This is a genomic window from Yinghuangia sp. ASG 101, from assembly GCF_021165735.1.
Taxonomy (GTDB): Bacteria; Actinomycetota; Actinomycetes; order Streptomycetales; family Streptomycetaceae; genus Yinghuangia.
Map to the genome: position 1 here is coordinate 3668957 of NZ_CP088911.1, position 17176 is coordinate 3686132.

17 protein-coding genes are annotated in these 17176 nt (G+C 70.3%); 10 read left to right on the forward strand and 7 right to left on the reverse strand.

The genetic code is table 11. The annotated features are described in order from the left end of the window. The first annotated feature begins 2 nt into the window (after nt 1-2). Entirely contained in the window at nt 3-395 is a 393-nt protein-coding gene (locus LO772_RS15495) for a hypothetical protein (protein ID WP_231778986.1), read from the forward strand. A gap of 140 nt (nt 396-535) precedes the next feature. On the opposite strand, the gene LO772_RS15500 is transcribed toward LO772_RS15495, so the two are convergent. After that, entirely contained in the window at nt 536-2146 is a 1611-nt protein-coding gene (locus LO772_RS15500) for a site-specific integrase (protein WP_231778987.1), read from the reverse strand. Nucleotides 2147-2963: 817 nt separating this feature from the next. Between LO772_RS15500 and LO772_RS15505 the strand changes: the two genes are divergently transcribed. The 8 genes from LO772_RS15505 to LO772_RS15540 all read left to right on the forward strand — a co-directional run bounded on the left by LO772_RS15505 (nt 2964) and on the right by LO772_RS15540 (nt 10499). Continuing rightward, nucleotides 2964-3251, forward strand: coding sequence for an integrase (locus LO772_RS15505; RefSeq protein ID WP_231778988.1), 288 nt, complete (start codon nt 2964-2966; stop codon nt 3249-3251). Nucleotides 3252-3447: 196 nt separating this feature from the next. After that, complete coding sequence (locus tag LO772_RS15510) at nt 3448-4656, forward strand: DUF3631 domain-containing protein (RefSeq protein ID WP_231778989.1); 1209 nt, start codon at nt 3448-3450, stop codon at nt 4654-4656. A 170-nt stretch (nt 4657-4826) separates the two neighbouring features. Next, complete coding sequence (locus LO772_RS15515; protein WP_231778990.1) at nt 4827-5717, forward strand: DUF2637 domain-containing protein; 891 nt, start codon at nt 4827-4829, stop codon at nt 5715-5717. Continuing rightward, nucleotides 5708-5974: a hypothetical protein gene (locus LO772_RS15520; RefSeq protein ID WP_231778991.1), complete on the forward strand. Its 267-nt coding sequence runs from the start codon at nt 5708-5710 to the stop codon at nt 5972-5974. The genes LO772_RS15515 and LO772_RS15520 overlap by 10 nt, the downstream gene beginning before the upstream one ends. A 471-nt stretch (nt 5975-6445) precedes the next feature. Then, a complete protein-coding gene (gene mobC, locus LO772_RS15525) occupies nt 6446-7051 on the forward strand; it encodes a plasmid mobilization relaxosome protein MobC (protein WP_231778992.1) in 606 nt (201 codons plus the stop codon). Further along, nucleotides 7048-8916, forward strand: a complete 1869-nt coding sequence (locus LO772_RS15530; RefSeq protein WP_231778993.1) for a relaxase/mobilization nuclease domain-containing protein — start codon at nt 7048-7050, stop codon at nt 8914-8916. The genes mobC and LO772_RS15530 overlap by 4 nt, the downstream gene beginning before the upstream one ends. A 43-nt stretch (nt 8917-8959) precedes the next feature. Beyond that, nucleotides 8960-9976: a ParB/RepB/Spo0J family partition protein gene (locus LO772_RS15535; RefSeq protein ID WP_231778994.1), complete on the forward strand. Its 1017-nt coding sequence runs from the start codon at nt 8960-8962 to the stop codon at nt 9974-9976. A 223-nt stretch (nt 9977-10199) separates the two neighbouring features. Further along, a complete protein-coding gene (locus LO772_RS15540; protein WP_231778995.1) occupies nt 10200-10499 on the forward strand; it encodes a hypothetical protein in 300 nt (99 codons plus the stop codon). Between the two features lie 225 nt (nt 10500-10724). Here the strand turns inward: LO772_RS15540 and LO772_RS15545 are convergent, their stop codons facing one another. The 5 genes from LO772_RS15545 to LO772_RS15565 all read right to left on the reverse strand — a co-directional run bounded on the left by LO772_RS15545 (nt 10725) and on the right by LO772_RS15565 (nt 14270). Then, nucleotides 10725-11021, reverse strand: coding sequence for a hypothetical protein (locus tag LO772_RS15545; protein ID WP_231778996.1), 297 nt, complete (start codon nt 11019-11021; stop codon nt 10725-10727). Nucleotides 11022-11193: 172 nt separating this feature from the next. After that, nucleotides 11194-12039 (reverse strand): phosphotransferase, encoded by an 846-nt coding sequence (locus tag LO772_RS15550; RefSeq protein ID WP_231778997.1) that lies wholly within the window; start codon nt 12037-12039, stop codon nt 11194-11196. After that, entirely contained in the window at nt 12020-12931 is a 912-nt protein-coding gene (locus LO772_RS15555; protein WP_231778998.1) for an aldo/keto reductase, read from the reverse strand. Before LO772_RS15555 ends, LO772_RS15550 begins: the two co-directional genes overlap by 20 nt. Then, nucleotides 12928-14106: a cupin domain-containing protein gene (locus tag LO772_RS15560; RefSeq protein ID WP_231778999.1), complete on the reverse strand. Its 1179-nt coding sequence runs from the start codon at nt 14104-14106 to the stop codon at nt 12928-12930. The genes LO772_RS15555 and LO772_RS15560 overlap by 4 nt, the downstream gene beginning before the upstream one ends. A 17-nt stretch (nt 14107-14123) precedes the next feature. Continuing rightward, entirely contained in the window at nt 14124-14270 is a 147-nt protein-coding gene (locus LO772_RS15565; protein WP_231779000.1) for a hypothetical protein, read from the reverse strand. Between the two features lie 511 nt (nt 14271-14781). Here LO772_RS15565 and LO772_RS15570 point away from each other — a divergent pair. Next, a complete protein-coding gene (locus LO772_RS15570) occupies nt 14782-16101 on the forward strand; it encodes a hypothetical protein (RefSeq protein WP_231779001.1) in 1320 nt (439 codons plus the stop codon). Here the strand turns inward: LO772_RS15570 and LO772_RS15575 are convergent. Next, on the reverse strand, nt 16098-17126 hold the full coding sequence (locus LO772_RS15575; protein ID WP_231779002.1) for an NAD-dependent epimerase/dehydratase family protein: 1029 nt from the start codon (nt 17124-17126) through the stop codon (nt 16098-16100). The genes LO772_RS15570 and LO772_RS15575 overlap by 4 nt on opposite strands. Between the last annotated feature and the right edge of the window lie 50 nt (nt 17127-17176).

Below are 17176 nucleotides of genomic sequence, written 5' to 3' on the forward strand. Positions count from 1 at the left end.
TGATGAGCATCCGACGCCAGCCTGACCCCATGCCCCCCGGCCCGAATTTCGGCGTGATCAATACGGGACAGATGTCCGGCCCCGTGCAAGCGGCGCCCTTCTCCCACAACGCCACGCAGACCAACAACATCACCCCGAGCGCCATCGAACACGCCCGCGACAGCGTCCAAGACCTTCGGGTACGCCTGGAACAACTTCGCGGCCAACACCCCGACGCGGACCGCGCACTTCGCGCTCTGGACGGGATCAGCGAGCTTCTTGACGCACCCGAGCGCGCCCCCGGCGCGCTGCGCGACGCGACCGACAGCCTTCTAGAACGCTGTGGCGGCATCCCCAGCGTCCTCACCGCGGCCCAACTCGTGCACTCCGCTGTCATGGCTTTGCTGCCAGTGTGACGTCTGCGGCCACCGCCCAAATCCACTTCTCCCACAGTCCCCATCTGGTAGCAGCACACCGCGACGTTGAACCGGTCGCGAGACGTGACGGACTCTAACGAAACCCCAGGCAGACACCGTCTGACCTGGGGTTTCATATGTCACAGCCGCTTCGGCACATGTCCCGGGGGCGGCGTGGGGCCGGTCAGCATGAGCAGCGCTTGAGCGGATGGCAGGTCATCGCCTGTCATCAAAGGGGACCAGGGAGCGCCATCAGCGCGCCGGGAGCGGGGCACGATCCGGGCCGCGCCCTCGGCGGCTTCACGTCCGACCGTCGGCAGAACGCTCGTGTAGGTGTTGGCGGTGATCGCGATCGACGAATGGCCGAGCATCTCCTGAATGGTCTTCAGGTCCGCCCCGGCCGCGTGTGCGATGGTCGCCGCGCCGTGCCGCAGGTCGTGCAGGCGGATCGGCGGCAGGGCGGCTCGCGCGCAGAGGTCGCGGAAGCGGCCCGTGAGCGCCTTGGGGTTGAGCCATGAGCCGTCTTCGCGGGTGAACGCGCGGCCGGTATCGGTCCAGGCATCGCCCCACTCCCGGCGTTCGCGGTCCTGTTGGGTGCGGTGGGCACGGAGGACCGAACCGGTCGCGACGTCAAGGGCAATGGTGCGGGCGCCAGCATCGGTCTTGGGTTGGTCCTCGTAGACCTCCCATCCGTCGACGACGAGCTGCTTGGCGACGGTGAGCTGGAGACTCGTCAGATCGACGTCGATCCATCGCGTGCCACATGCCTCGCCGCGTCGCAGGCCACGGAAAGCGATCAGGTACCAGAGGGCGTATAGGCGGTCGTCTTGGACGCGGTCGAGGAAGCGGCCGGTCTGCTCGGGCGTCCAGACCATGACCGGCGAGGGCGGTTCGCCGGTGCGCTGCCAATATGCGATGTGCTCCTGGGTCCAAATGACCGGCTTGGGTCGCCTGGCCGCGTCGAGGCTGACGTGGGCTGCGGGGTTGAAGGTGATGATCTGCTGGGCGATCGCGTCGTTGAGCGCGGCGCGCAGCGTCGAACGGATGCGCTGGCGAGTCGCAGGACCCACCATGCGGCGGAACGGCGGCATCTCGGCGATCGTCGCCTTGAGCGCCTTGCGCCGCGCGCGGTTCTCCCGTCCTTTCCAAGGGATTTCGGCCAACTCGGCGATGACGGCGCGGCGGGCGGCGTTGGCCTCGGCGGTCTCGACGTTGGCGTCCGCGATGGCGTTGAACATCGCGGTCAGGTCCGCGACGCGGAGTCGGTCCACGCGCATGTCACCAATGTGCGGCTTGAGGTGGATGCGGATGTTGCCTTCGTCGCGAGCGATTGCGCTCCGGCGTCCGCGCTTCCCGGCGAGCCAGTCGTCCAGGACTTCTCCGACGGTGAGGCGAGCAGTGAGGCTCCGCCCGCTGCCGAGGCTCCGACGGGTGGCTTCGACGTCCGGCAGGGGGCTCTTGTTCCGGCTGATCTGCTCCAGCAGGTCGGCGAGTTGCGTACGGACGGCCTCGTCGTCGGCGTCGGCGAGAGCGAGGAGCGAGCGAACGCGGTCGAGATCGGCCTGGGCCGCCGTCGCGGTGGCATAGCCTGCGCGGTTGAAGGCGCGACGAGTCCCGTCGGGCCGGTTGGGCAACTCCTGGCGCACGGAGTACGAGCCGTGCTTGCGGTTGGAGAGTTTGGGGCATTTCGCGCCGAGCGGTTTACCGTCGGCATCTCGGCAGTAGCAGCGACGGTAGGTGGAACCCTTCAATGTGTGCCTCTCGGTGTTGCAAAATCCTGCTGTGTGCGAATTAGGGAAGCCGGGAATGCGTGTGCAGGGATTTCGGGGGCGGTTTTCGCGGCGGATGCGCGAGGGTGTGTGTTCTAGCATCCTTTTCGGGGCCCGGCAAATACCTCGGGATTCCCCCGGACTGTATAGACTCACACGGACGATCCGGCATTTCCCGGCACAGCAGGAATGGGAAAGGCGACGCACCCGGAGAGCACGGAAGCAGCGGCGCAGGACCCGGTGAACTGCGCCTCATGCGCTGAGCGCATGGGAGGACCGGGAGAGCCTCGGATGCTCTGTTTCGCCACGCCACCTCCTGCGTGGCCGGGACGGACCTGCCCATGAGACCGTCGAGGCTTGGCAGTCAGACAGCTTGGTCGGCGCGCGCAGGGCTCCGGCTTGTGCCCTAGCACGTGGAAATCTGAACTTCTACCTCCGACATTTCAGATTCCGGATCGCTACAGTTCCATCCCGTCCACCCGCATCCGAGGGAGGCCGATGGTTGCGCCTCGTATTCCCCGAGTCGGCTGCTACTCCCGCCCGCAGCCTCTGCCACGTTTCGCGCCGAGGGCGCCGGCCGCCTACGGCAAGGTAAACGTCCGGCAACGAAATCGGCTCTTCCTTGATTTGTCCGGCGGGAACTCCGTACGTTTCCGTCCTCCTTGTCCCGAGCCCCTGTTTCCTCTCCGTGGAGAATCACTTGACCGCTCGCGTTACCCCTCCCACCGCCGCTGCCGCTTTCCCGGCGGTGCCCGCCCCTCCCGCAGCCGCGGCGAACGCAGGATCGGCAGCTCGTGCCATGTCGATTCAGGAGCTGCTGGCGCTGCCGGCCGCCGTGTCGTTGGAGACCGCGAACCGTGCGCTCGACCTGTCCCGCAGCGCGGGCTACGCGCTCGCAAAGCGTGGCGAATACCCGGTTCGGGTCTTGAAGTTGGGCAACGCCTACCGCGTTGCGACCGCGGACCTGCACCGCCTGCTCGGCGTCGTCACCGGCGCTGCCCCGGCACTGCTTCCGGGTGAGGAGCCTGGTCACCGCGTGCCCGCGGCGGCGTACCCGCAGCGTTCGCGGACGCCGCGTGCGGCCTGATCCCGCGTCAGCCCCCGTCACCAGATGAGCCGTTGGACTTGTGCGGCGGGTGCTCGTAGTGTCCGGTTGCCGCCCGGCGCGTGGGCGGCAACCCCACTGACACGCGAAAACCCTCGGCGCTCCAACGCCGAGGGTCGCATCCACCTGCGTGGCCACCGCCCTAGCAAGCTCGCGGCCACGGGATCAGGAGATCGCCATGGAGTCTATGCCGGACCTTGTCGGCCCGACAACTCCCCTACACCACCCCACCGTCGATGCCGACCACGGCACCGACGACACCCCGGCTCTCTCTGTCTCCGAGGGAGAGCAGGTCCTGTCCGACTTGGCCGCGCAGTTCCGGCGGTACGTCGTCCTGCCGAGCGACGACGCCCTGACGGCGGTGACGTTGTGGGTGGCGGCCACGCACGTGCAGACGGCGTGGCAGCATGCGCCGCGTCTGGCGATCGTCGGACCGGCGAAGCGCTGCGGGAAGTCGCGGCTGCTGGACGTGGTCACCGAGACCGTGCACGAGCCGCTGATCACGGTCAACGCCTCCCCGGCGGCGGTGTTCCGGTCGATCACCGACAACCCGCCGACCCTGCTGGTCGACGAGGCCGACACCCTCTTCGGATCGGCGAAGGCCGCGGAGAGGAACGAGGAGATGCGCGGCCTGCTCAACGCCGGCCACCAGCGCAACCGGCCCACGCTGCGGGTCTCGGGCCCCAACCACGAGGTGTCGAAATTCCCCACCTTCGCCATGGCCGCCCTCGCGGGCATCGGCGACCTGCCCGACACGATCATGGACCGGTCCGTCGTGATCCGGATGCGCCGACGCCGACCAGGGGAGAAGGTCGCGGAATTCCGCACCGTGCGCGACACCCCGGCACTGCACGCCCTGCGCGACCGGCTTGCGGCGTGGCTCACCCCGCTCCACACCCAGGCGACGGACATGACCCCGCCCATGCCGGTCGAGGACCGGGCCGCCGACACGTGGCAGCCCCTGGTCTCCGTCGCCGACCTCGCCGGCGGCCCCTGGCCCGCCGCGGCCCGCACCGCCTGCCGAACCATGACGATCTACGAGGCCGAACAAGACCAGGACAACAGTGCCCTGAACATCCGCCTCCTGACCGACATCCGGCGGGCCTTCGCCGCCGAAGGCGACCCGCCGGTGCTGCGCACGGGCCGGCTGCTCGGCATCCTCAACGAGGACGCCGAGTCCCCCTGGCCCGACTACAGCGGCAAGGGCCTGACCCCGCGCGGGCTGCAGATCCTGCTCAAGGACCACGGCATCAGCTCGGCCAACCGCCGCCTCCCCGACGGCTCCCAGGCCAAAGGCTTCACCCGCCTGCAGTTCGCCGACGCGTGGGCGCGCTACTGCGCCGACCCCGCACCCGAGCAGACCTCGAATCCCAGCGCTGGCGCCTGACCCGGCACCACCCGTCGCGACCCGTCCCCCCGCAGGTCAGGCACGGGACGACTCGCCAACCCGGGACGAGTCGACCCGACATCACACACGGCCCCGTACCCGCCCGACCCGGCGCGCGACGGGTCGCGACGACACACCGCACCGCGTCCACTCCTCGAAAGGCCCCAGGTGTGACCGCCCGCCCTACCGAGCCCCCTACCCGCACCACCGCGCCGACCGCCACCGCAACGGCCCGCCTGGACCGCGCCGCCGTCGCCGCGCTCGGCCTCGCCGGATTCGTGCTCTCGCTCGACGCGCTCCGGCAGATGGCCGCTGCCTCACACGTCCGCCCCTCCCTGACCTGGCTGTTCCCGCTCATCCTCGACGGGTTCATCGCCTACTCCGTCCGCGCCCTGCTCGTCCTGCGCCACGCCCCGCTCCCCGCGCGCGCGTACGTGTGGTGCCTCCTGGCCACCGCGACCGGCGTCAGCATCTGGGCGAACGTCCTGCACGCCGTCGTCCTCAACCGACACGCGTTCAGCTCTGCGCCAGTCACGCACGGCACCTCCGGTGCCGGGCTCGAACTCGGGGACGACGTCGTCGGCGTGCTGGCCGCCTGCGCCCCGCTCGCTCTGGCCGCCGCCGTCCACCTCCACACACTGATCGCCCGCCACACCGCCCCGGCGGCAGCCCCGGAGCCGGTGACCGAACCGGTCCCGCAGAAGGAGCCTGACCCGTCGCCACTCGTCGCGGCCCGTCGCCTAGGTCAGGCGCGGGACGACTCACCAGCCCGGGACGAGTCGACCCGACATCACCACGGCACCCGTACCAGCCCTGACCAGGCACGCGACGAGTCGCAACGGGCACACCGCATCAAGGCCCACCCGCGACCGACCACCTCGCACCGCAGCGCAGTCCGCACAACCACACCAACCACGACAACGGCAACACCAGCAGCTATCCGCACGCCGGGGCGTACAGCGGTCCGCATCCCCACCCCGAGGCAAATGCGGACAGCCCAGAGCCGGAATTCGCGGAGAATCCGGATACAGATCACCCCGCAGCATCACCCGTGCCCGTAACACCGACGCCGCGCCGGGGTCGACGGCCCGCTGCAGATCTGGACACCCTCACCGCGATCGGCCGCGCCGCCACCACCGGACAAGGCAAGCCCGTCACCCGCGACACCGTCCAAACCGCGATCCGCGACCAGGGCCTGACCATCGGCGCCGCCCGCCTGGCCGAAGTCGTCCGCCGCCTCAAGAACACGACCGCCGACAACGCCCTCGGTGGCAGTGCTGCACCGGCAGCACCGGAAACCGCCCGACCCGCATCCTGACCAGCCGCGTCCCCAGCCCCGGGCTGCCACCCACCAACGGCGGCAGCCCGTCTCTCACCTTCGCTGTGTTTTCCAGGGAAGCCTGTGCCTGACCCCACCACGTCCCGCGTACCCGATGCTCCAACCCGCCGGCCCGCCGAATACGCCGCCGCGTCGGCGGCATCGCCGGTTGCTGTGCTCCGCCCTACCTGGCCGGCAGCCGACGCCGACCACGCGAACACCGTTGCCGCAACCTCGACTTCCCCCGCCACGGGGGGAGCAAGGAATGGCGAGGGAGTATCCCTCGCGGATGCCATCGCCCAAGGGGGCGAAGGTAGTTCGCCCTTCCCGCCCGCTCGGGCGGGCATGGAGGGGGCAGGGTCGCGGCGTGTGGGGGCGCCGCGGGAGGGGGAACACGACCAGACCAACACCGCCGCGCACCGCGTGCTGCCCACCGCCATCAGCCGAGCGCCCCACGATCCATCCGCCGCCGTGTACCCCGACGAGCCCAGCCACGCGCTCGACAACACGTCGGCTGTCGAGCCGTCGCAGAGCAGCGGCAGCGACGACCCCCTCTTCTTCAAGACCGACATCCACGACGCTGCGGCCGAGGCTCAGGGCCGGATCCGCGACCGGGAGCCGGAGCAGCGCAACGGGATGGTGACGATCCGTTTCAGCATCGAGGAGAAGGCCGAGATCGTCGCGGCCGGCAAGGCGCGCAAGCTGACGGTCGCCCGTCTGGTGGCCGAGGCTGTCTTCGCCGACATCCGCGGTGAGATGTCCGTGTCGGCGGTGCGGGCTGCGAACAGCATCGCGGTCGACGAGCTCGCGTCGGCCCGCCGGGATCTGGCGAAGGTCGGAGGGAACCTGAACCAGATTGCGCACCGCCTCAATTCTGGCGGCGTGCCGCATTCCGCCGACCTCGTGGTCGTCGAGGCTGTGCGGAACGCCATCGCGGAGGTCCGTCGGGCCGTCGCCGTAGTCGACGATGCGGCCCACCGCGCGGCGAACCGCACCGCTGTCCGCAAGTCCCGCCGGAAAGCGAAGCAGGACGCGGGCCCCGCAACGGACGGTGCGGGGAACCGGGGTGGCCGGTGATTCCGAGCATCTCCAAGGGTGTCCGCACCATCGGCATACTCTATTACCTGTACGGTCCGGGCCGCCGAGGCGAGCACGTCGCCCCCCATCTGGTCGCGTCTTTCGACGGCTTCGCGCCTGACCCCGGACGCGACCCGGAGGCGACCATCGCCCAGCTCGCGAAAGTCCTCGACCTACGGGTGGACCAGAAGCGCGCCGTCGGCGAGAAGCTCCCGGCCAAGCACGTATGGCAGTGCTCCTTGCGCGTAGCCCCCGAGGACCGCACTCTCGCCGAGCCCGAGTGGGAGCAGATCGCGCGGCGCGTCCTGGACGCCGCTGGCATCGCCCCGTTCGGCGACCCGGACGGCTGCCGCTGGATCGCGGTCCGGCACGCCGAGGACCACATCCACATCCTCGCCACCCGCGTGCGCGGCGACCTGCGTCCCGCACGCAACTGGCACGACTACCGGCATGTGGACGCCGAATGCCAGCAGATCGAGAAGGACTTCGGGCTGCGCCAGGTCGAACGCCGCGACCCGACCGCCGCCCGGCGTCCCACCAAGGCCGAACAGCGCAAAGCCGAACGCACCGGCCGCATCGCCCGTACCCACCTGGCGACCAGCGTGCGCACCGCCGCCGCGTATGCCGCCAACGCCGAGGAGTTCTTCGGCCTTCTCGAACGGTTCGGCATCCTCGTCCACCCCACCCTCGACCCGCACGGCACCATCCGCGGCTACAAGGTCGCCCTCCCCGACGACCGCAACGCCGCCGACGAGCCGGTGTGGTTCGGCGGACGCACCCTCGCCCCCGACCTGTCCTGGACCCGAGTCCAGGAACGCCTCACCGCCCACGCCACCAGCGCCGACAACGCCACCGACACCGGTGACGGGGGCGGCGACATGGCCCCGCCGCTGTGGCAGGACCTCGCCGCGACGAACTCTTGGGACCGCGCACCCGCGCATCTGGACCGCATCACCGCACTCCTCCACGAGGCCACGGCCGCCGCCGAGGACGGCGACACCTCGCTCTCGCGGGCCGGAGGCACGACCAGAGCCGACACGATACGTGAGAAGATCGCCGCCGCGCACCTGGCGGCCGTCGGACAGCTCATGACCGTCCTCCCCGATGCGCTGCAAAACCACCCGCTGCCCGCCGGCACCCGCCAAGACCTGCGCGACGCCGCAGCGGTGTTCGCGCGCGCCGCGCGCAGCAGCGGCAAAGCCGCCCACGCCCAGACCCGCGCAGCCGGCAGCACCTTCCGCATGCTCACCGACACCCTTCTCAGCGACCGCAGCGACGGCGCCGAACTGGTCGGCGACCTGCTCGCCGCCGCCCTGCTCGCCGTCATCGCGGTCGTGCAGTGGCATCAGGCCAACAAGCACCAAGCCCAGGCCCGCGCTGCCGCCGAAGCGGTCGGCCACCTGCGCAACGCCTACCGGGCCACCGCCCCCAAACCCCTGGAGAAGCTGACCGCCGCCCATACCCCCGGCCCTCGGCTCGCCGCCATGTACGCCGAGGTGACCCGTACGGTCCTCACCAGACGGAGCGGCCCCACATCCGCGGCTGCCGTGCTCGGCGATCCCGCCATGGCCGCCCTGACCGCCGCGATCCACCGCGGCGTGAAGAACGACCACAACGTTCTCGTCCTCATCGATCAGGCCGTCACCAGCCGCGAACTCGCCACCGCCGACAACCCGGCCGAAGTCCTCACCTGGCGCATCCACCGCCTCGCCCGCACCCACCCCGCAACGGCGGCCCGTCGCGGCAACCGCGCACCCCAGCGACGCACGGGCAAAGCCGCCACCACCTCGACAACGGCCCGGACCGGCACCAGCCGCCCCGTCCCGCCACCCGCCGCGAACCCCGCGACGCGCCGAACCCGCTGACACACACCCCGAAACGCGGGACAAGCCGCCCCCACAAGCTCCGTTGGGCACCGACCCGGCGCCCAACGGCAATCCCAATCCCACCATCGCCACCGGCACGGAGACCGGCCTGACCCACCACCCCACACCCACGCCCGACACCAAGGAGCACAACCTGACCACCACCCCGGCCACCGCGCCGCCGATCAAGGTCCACCCGGCCGCCGAGGTCTTCCCGATGCTCCCCGAGGACGAGTTCGCCGAACTGGTCGAGGACATCCGCGAGCACGGCCTGCAGGTCCCGATCGTCCTCGACCCCGACAGCGTCCTCCTCGACGGCCGTAACCGCCTTGCCGCATGCGCACGCGCTGGCGTCCCGCCGACGTTCACCACCTACGAAGGCGCCAGCCCGACCGCGTTCATCCTCGGCAAGAACCTCCTCCGCCGACACCTCACCCGAGGCCAAACGGCCATGATCGCCGCGATGGCGCGTTCAGACGTGCGCCAGTCGCTGCGTGCGACCGCGAAAGAGTTCGGGCTCAGCCGCTCCCGCGTCACCGACGCCGACTTCGTCCTGCGCTACGCCTCCGAATTCGCATCCAGCGTCGTCTCCGGCGCAGTCAGCCTCGACGAAGCCCTCGCGCACGCTCGACGCCACAGGTCCCAGGCCGCCGACCACGCCAAGCGGTTCGCCGACCTGGAACACGTCGCCCCCGACCTGGCCACCCGCGTCCGCGAGGACGAGATAAGCCTTATCGACGCCGAAGCCGCCGTCCGCCAACGCCGCACTGACGAGGAGCACCGCCAGGCAGTCCGCCGCGCCGACGCCACCCGCAAGGACGACGGCGACACCGGCACCCCCTTCGCGGACCTCGCCGAGGACGGCGAGATCACCTGGGCCGAAGCCCTCGACAAAGCCCACACATACCTCGGCTTCCGCCACGAACGCATCCGCAAAGCCCGCCGCGACCTCACCCAGATCCACGCCGCCTGGGACGCCATACGCGCCCTGCAGGCCCTCCCCGACAGCACCTTCAAACACGAGGTCCTCGCTCAACTCGAACCCGACGCCAAGGCCTGATCCGGCACCTGCTCGCCGACAACCGACCCATCCACACAGCGCATCCTGAAACCGCCTGACGGGAAGTGCCGCCCGTCGCATCCAGCGGCGGGCAGCCCGCAGCCCGCAGGTACCCCGGCAGGGGCATGTCTGCCGTCAGAAAACAGACCCCCAACCCGCTGGATCCGCAAGGAGTTTCCCGACATGGTGTCGCTCCCCCCAAGTACACGGAACCGGAGCCGCCATGCCCGACACCCCGGCCAGCGCCCTGCTGACAGAGCACCCTGAACCACTCATCACCACAGACGGATTCGCGCTCGCATGCCCGAACTGCCGAGCAGTGCAGGACTGGCTCCTCATCCACTACCGCGGTGACACCTGGATCCGCTGCCGCTGCGCCCACGAACGGCCGGCGCCCGACAACCTCGACACCACCGGCGACAGCGACCAGCCGCCCCCGGACCGCCACTGGCCCACCCTCGACCAAGCCATCACCGCGCTCGGCTTCGACGGGCTACTCGCCCGAACGCGCTGGAACGCCTGACCCGAGCCGGCAAGGTGGTGCGCGGGGCAGCCCCAGCCACGCGGAAGGGCAGATCGCGTGCCGGCGCGGGGGCTGCCCCGCTGTCCTCGGGCACCGCCACACACCAGAGCAGTGGTGCGATCGATGCAGCGGATACCGAGGGGGAACCCACGCACGGCGTTGACGGCCGCCAAGCGCAGGGTGGTTAGAGGGGCCGTGGTCAACGCGACGCGAGCACTGCGGGACTCACAGTTCGCGTACGCGGTCGAGGATGTGCTTCAGGACTCCTGTGTCCGGGCCGAGCATGCCGTGCGCGCGCATGCGCCGCGCGTCGGACATCGCCTTGGGGCCGATCGCGTGCTCGATGTCCAGCGCGAGGAGACCGGCCTCGATCGGGTTCGCCCGCAGGTGTAGCGGTACGGTTCGGCAGCTTCCGTCCGGCTGCTCGATCGCGACCTTGGGCCAGCGGATCTCCACGGAGCGATCCGGGCAGGGCAGATCGGCCAGCGCTTCTGACACGAGCAACTGCACTACCGCTCGCACGGCATCAACGGTCACCGGCGCGCCAGTTCGGAACGAGGTGAACTGCCCATCTGGAAGCGGGCGTTCGGAGGAGTGCGGATCTCATGATGATGGCTCCGTTAAATGGCGGAAGACGAGGCCGGACCCGGGTGGGAAGGTCCTTCACCGGATGTTGGCGAGCGCCCCGCCGGACCTACTCCTGTCCGTGGGCCGCTCGCAATCGATCTGCCTGGCCGTTCACAGCGTCGGCGAGTTCGGCGAAGTCGCCTCGGGCGATGCTTTGGAGCAGTTCTGTGGTCACGACGGTCTCGGCCACCAGGCCCTGGGGGCTGTCCAGTTCAGGGAATTCGACGCGGACGCGTTTGGCCGCATCGGGGGTGCTGAGGGTGTAGATGTGCAGCATCGCCTGGTCGTAACAGGCGGGGCCCAGGCCCCAGCCCTCCCAATCGAGGAGGCGCGGGCCTTGCCGGGTGAGATTGGCCCAGTGGAGGTCGCCGTGTACCGCGACCAGGGGCCCCAACGCGGGGGCGGGGATCCCCAGTTCGCGGGGCACCGCCCGATCGGCCCACTCCTGGCGGACCGCGACGCGGTCGGTTTCGGCGCGAGCGACGGTCTCCAGGCTGTGCCGCAGGCTCGTCCACCACTGGTCTGGGAGGTCCAAGGCGCCGTTCAGGGCGGGGGTGGGCGAGCAGATGTCGTCGGGGACGTATTGGGACAGCTCGGCCCGGTAGGAGTACGGGCCGTCGGTCCAGTCGTGCAGATCCAGCAGTTGGGGTCGGTGCCCGGCGAGTGCGCCGAACGCCTGCTGGGCGCTCCGGTTGCCTTCCCAGAGCTTGCCGCCGGCCTGGGCGGTGGGGGCGGACATCAGCCGTAGCCAGGATTGTCCGCCGTCGGGCCGATCGGTGCGGCGGGAGACGGTGCGGCCCGCCCAGCCCCACAGCACCGGGCCTGCGGGGGCCGCGCCGAGCGCGTTCGTCGCGATGGTCAGGGCGTCGAGCATGCGGGCCCCGTCGGCCGGGTCAGCTGGTGGCGAGTACATCGGTGATCTCCCGCAAGTGCGTGGTGTCCAAGGGTGCCAGGCCGACGGCGTGGACGGCCTCGTGCCAGTGTGCAGGCGTGGACGCGGACAACAGGACGCGCGTCACTCCCGGGCATGACGCGACCGTGTGCAGGCAGGCAGCCGCGCGGCTCAGGCCGGGCCGGATGTAGGCGGCGAGTTCGTCGGTGGCCAGGTTGTCGAGTTCGCCGCCGTGCAGTGGCGCGGAGGCCAGAACCTCCAAGCCGGCCCGGTGCGCGTCCGTGATGGGCCCCTCACCGGCGAGCGCGGCCTGGAGCGGGGCGAGGTTGACGAGGCTGACCGGCAGTTGGATCGAGGTCAGCCGCGGGATGCAGCCGCCGGACGCCTGGAAGGCCAGCCTGATCAACTCGTCGACGGTGAACACGCCATCGGCGAACCCGGACCATGTGGCCACCCCGTAGCCGTCGATGTTGCCGAGGGCGGCTTGATGTTCCAAGGCGGCGAATGCGCGTCGAAGCGCCCGGTGTAGTTCGTTGCGGTCTTCGCCGCAGGCGCGCTCGGGGTTGTGCACGAAGACGGTGTCCAGGCACGTACGGCCAAGCTCGCTCCGGCTGCGTCGGACCTGCCATTCGATATAGCGCGGGTCGAGGCTGTGGTCGTGCACGGTGTCCCAGGGGGTCAACACGCCTTGGTCCAAGGCATCCTGAGCAGTCTGATCGGTGAGGAACCCGACCTTGGTGGAGACGCCGACCTCGGGGTGGGCGGTCAGGATCGGGGCGAGCGTGGGTTGGACGGCGCCGTTTCCGTAGTTGGGGGCGGTGTCGATCCATTGAGTGCCGGTGGCCACCGCGAGCGCCGCCGATGCGGCGGCGTCACGGCAGCGGTAGGTACCCAGCGCGAGGGCGGTGCTCACCGGCTGCCTCCAACTGCCGCGACCTGCGCGGCGACGAGTTCACCGGCCACGCGGGCAACATCCTCGATCGGGAGCCCGGCCAGCACCGCCAGCTCGGCGAGGGAGACCGTCCGCCCGCCGACGAGAGGCCGCAGAATGGCGGCGACCGGCTCGGCGAAGTCCCAGCAGGTACCGCCCGCTTCGAGCTGGACGATTCCGTCGTTGGCCGTCAGGCGGGCTCGGGGCGTGGTCAGTCGGATCAACAGACCGGGGTCGGCCGGCACGCTGGTCACGTGGGGCAGGGAGGCGTGCAGGCGACCCGGGTCCAAGCCGTCCATCGCCGCGCTGTAGCGGGCGACCAGATCGACGGCCGACAGTTCCTCCACCACCAGCTTGGCCAGCATCTCGGCGTAGGCGGCCTGTTCGGAGGCACTGGCGAGACGGGGCACGTCCGCGCGTACCTCGGTACGGGCCCGCAGCCGGTCGGCGACCCAGCCGATCAGGTCAACGCCGGTGTGGGTCTGGAGGCCGCAGGTCACGTGTAACGAGTGCTCGCCTTGGTCGGCGGCGACCGCGTGCCACCAGCCGCGCGGAACGTACAGCAAGTCGCCGGGCCGCAGCACCAGTTCCGCCAGCGGCTCGGAGGGCGGTTCCTCGGGCGCCTCGGTGTCGCGGAACATCGGCACGGCCCGGGTCGGCCCGAACACCCGCCACCGCTTGGCGCCTTCCAACTGCACGACCAGCGTGTCGTGGTCATCCCAGTGAGTACCGAAACCCTCCGTGCCGGTGAACGACGCGTATGCATTGACCTGCACCCGAGTCCGCAGGAACCGCGCCAGTTCATCGGCGAACGCGCCCAGCGGCGGGTGCAGTTCGTCGACCGCGTCCAGCACCAGCGTGGCGCCCTCGGCCAGACGGGCGTGCAACTCGGCGGGGTGGACCTGGTGCCAGACCGTGTTCCGGCGGGTGGTGACCGGGCGGCTGTAGCGGTGCAGCGGCAGCATGTCCCCGTCGGCGGACAGCCTCATCCGCGGCGGCTCCATGCGGTGGCAGGCGACGATCAAGTTCAGGTCGTCCCAGCTCAGCAGGCCGGCGACGTCGTGGTGGACGCCGGGCACGTGGCGGTGTTCGCGGGACAGCGCCTGGGCGAGGAACTCGTCCCCGCCCAGGCGCTCCGCGATGGACACGGAGGTCATCGCGCAATACCCCGTAGTCAGTCGTTGCTGTCGGTGCGGCCGGTGCCACCGCCGTCGGAAGGCTGGGCGTCGCGTGTCCGCGCGGCGGCGATCTGACGGCGTGCCAGGATCAGCCCGCCGTTCGTCGAGGGCGCCGCAGGGGGCGTCTTGGTCGTGGTCTCCATGTTGTGTACCTCGTCTCACTCGGAGCGGTCCTGCGCGGTGTTCCCGCGCGGGTGGGGGTGCAGGGCATCGGCCAGATGGCCAGTCGTCGGTCAGGTCGGACCGGCTGGAGCCGCCGGATCCACCCGACTGGTGAGGTGCTTCCAGTCGTGTCCGGACGGGGGCTGGTGCCGGCCCGGCACCGATGCGGTCGGCGGCATGCACCGGTGCCGGGCGGCTCTTATGAGCGTCGCGCTACAGCGCGAGGCTCAAGGCCCTTGTGCAAAGCCCGACTTGGCTCAACCTCAACCAGACGACTTCTGACTGGACCGACCGATCCCAGAGTCCCCGAGCAACGACCCCGTCTGCTACGGCGTTTCCCGGCCACCAAACGGCCGTCTCACCACCCGCCCACTGAGCCGACGGACACGGCCCGGACATCCGACGGCCAGTTGGTCTGTTCGACCGGAATATGGCGACCGGGGCCCAGTCAGCGGTGCACTCTCTTGGTAATCACCGCATCAGGGGGCGGAGTTGACACACGCGACACTGCTTGCGCAACTGGCTGACCAACGCGGCCTCGGCCGGTTTCCTGCCTTCGCGCGGGCTTACAGCGCAGCTGCCCAGGATCTTGCCGAGCGGTGCAACGACGCGCGGCTGACCCACGAGGTGGTGTCCGAGCGCTCGTGGCGGCGCTGGCGTACCGGCGCCACGCAGAACACCAACGACGTCGCGGCTCGGATCCTCACCCACATGTTCGGGCGCAACGTACCGGAGCTGTTAGGACAGCCGGTCGAAGAGGCCGCCTTGGCTCCGAGTCTGATCGACGAAAGCGAGCTCTTGATGACCGCACACGAAGCATCCGAACAGGCCGGAGCCCTTGCCGGGCGCCGGGTCGCAGGCGCTCAACTCGACCAACTCCAGGACGACATACGCGAACTCGCCCGTCGGTACTCAAGCACCCCGCCCGTCACCGTCTACGCCGAGGGCAAGCGCCTGCACGCGATCTCCACCAGCCTGCTCGACCGCACCGCCGCCCCCGCACAGCGCCGTGACCTCCACCTGGCGAACGGGACGGTGTGCGCGCTGCTCTCGCACGTCGCCTTCGACCTTGGGTCACGCGCCGCGTCCGCCGAACTCGCCCGCGCCGCACGCATGCACGCCGAGATCATCGATCACCACCCGTTGATGACCTACGCGGACTGCACGCTCGCCCTCATCGCCTACTGGCAGGGACGCCCCAGCGCGGCCGTCGCTCTCGTCGAGAACGCCGAGCGGTTCACCGTCGGAGGCGCCGGCACCATTCGCCGAGCCTCGATCGCCGCCCGTGCCTACGCCCATGCCGGCGACCACGAGCGCGCCGAACTGGCGCTGCGGACCGCCGCGGAAACGAGCCGCGACAGGAGGGACGAGCTGCACGACGAAATCGGCGGCGAACTGTCCTTCCCCGACGCCCGACGCGCGATGTCCGCCGGGACCACGCTCCTTCTCCTCGGCGAGACGCAACGCGCCGGTGTCGCATCCGGCGAAGCACTGGATGCGGTGATGTCCTGCTCGCCCGGCAGCCGGTCGATGAAACTGCTCGGGGAAGCAGCCGCCGACCAAGCCCACGCCCGTCTCCTCAGTGGAGACCTCGACGGCGCCGAGTCGTCCCTTCGCGTCGTCTTCGACATTCCGCCCGAGTGCCGCGTCGACGGCATGGTGCACCGGCTTCACCCGGTTCGAGCGGCGCTGTCGGCGGCGCCCTACCGCGCAGCACGCGGCTCTGAAGAGCTACGCGATCGGATCGAGGCGTTCGCCCTGACCGGTGCACCGACGCTGCTCAGTGCGCCCGACCGGGCCGCGCTCTCCTAATCCCTTTCCTGGGCGAGGAGTTGCAGCAGCCTCTGCTCCTTGTCCTCTGCCACGCCGTGCAAGGCCGCCCGGGAGTGCTCGACCGGGCGGCCTCCGGTGTTGAGCCACGCCCAGGTGTCCGCGACGGTCTCGGCGATCGGCCGGCAGTTGAGACCGGCCTTCACCGCCGCCGTCGGGTCGACCGACCAGACACCCGAATGCGTCCGCCACAAGGGCAGTTCCGTCCACTGCGCGACGTCGTGCGCGGCAAGGAACCCCGGACTCGCCCATACCGGGTGGCCGTCGCCCCCGGTCACGTCCAAGCACGCCGCAATGAACTCGGCGAACGTGACTCCAGCCGGATGCGCGACGTTGTACGTCCCGTGCTCGCGAGCCGCCGCGCGGTCCACGGCGAAGCGGGCGACATCGCGGACGTCGACCGGCTGGATCACCGTGCTGTGGGGCGCGGGCGCCAGAATCGGACCACCACGGGCGGCGCGGTTCAACCACCACGGAAGACGGCCGACGTACTCTCCCGGGCCCAGGATGACCCCCGGCCGGAGCATGGTGACCCGGTCGGCGAAGGCAGCACGGATCGCGTTCTCCGCACCGGCCTTCTGAAACCCGTACTTCGTCGGCGATCCGTCCGCGCCGGTGTACCCGAACTCCGCATCCGCGTCGTACGGGCAGTCCAAGACCTCCGACTCCTCGGTCAGCGGCTCGTGCGGCCAGCCCGCGTAGACACTGACGGTCGAGATGTGGACGTAGCGTGCCGCACGATCCGCAAGGGCCGCGGCGCCCAAGTGGACGTCACGCGGGGAGAGTTCGGAACTGGAGGTGTCCAGCACCACATCCCATGGGCCTAACGCGCACAGCCGCGCGAGATCATCACGGCTGGTGCGGTCCCCACGGGCGGGCCGCACCCCGGGCACATCCACTCCCGATCGACCGCGATTGAAGGTCGTCACATCCCAGCCGCGCGCGAGGGCGTCTTCCACCACCGCCCGGCCGAGGAACCAGGTCCCACCGAGGACGAGCATCCGCATGACGCCGATCCTGCCCGGAATCACCGTCACTTGCACGGCGCTTCGCGTTC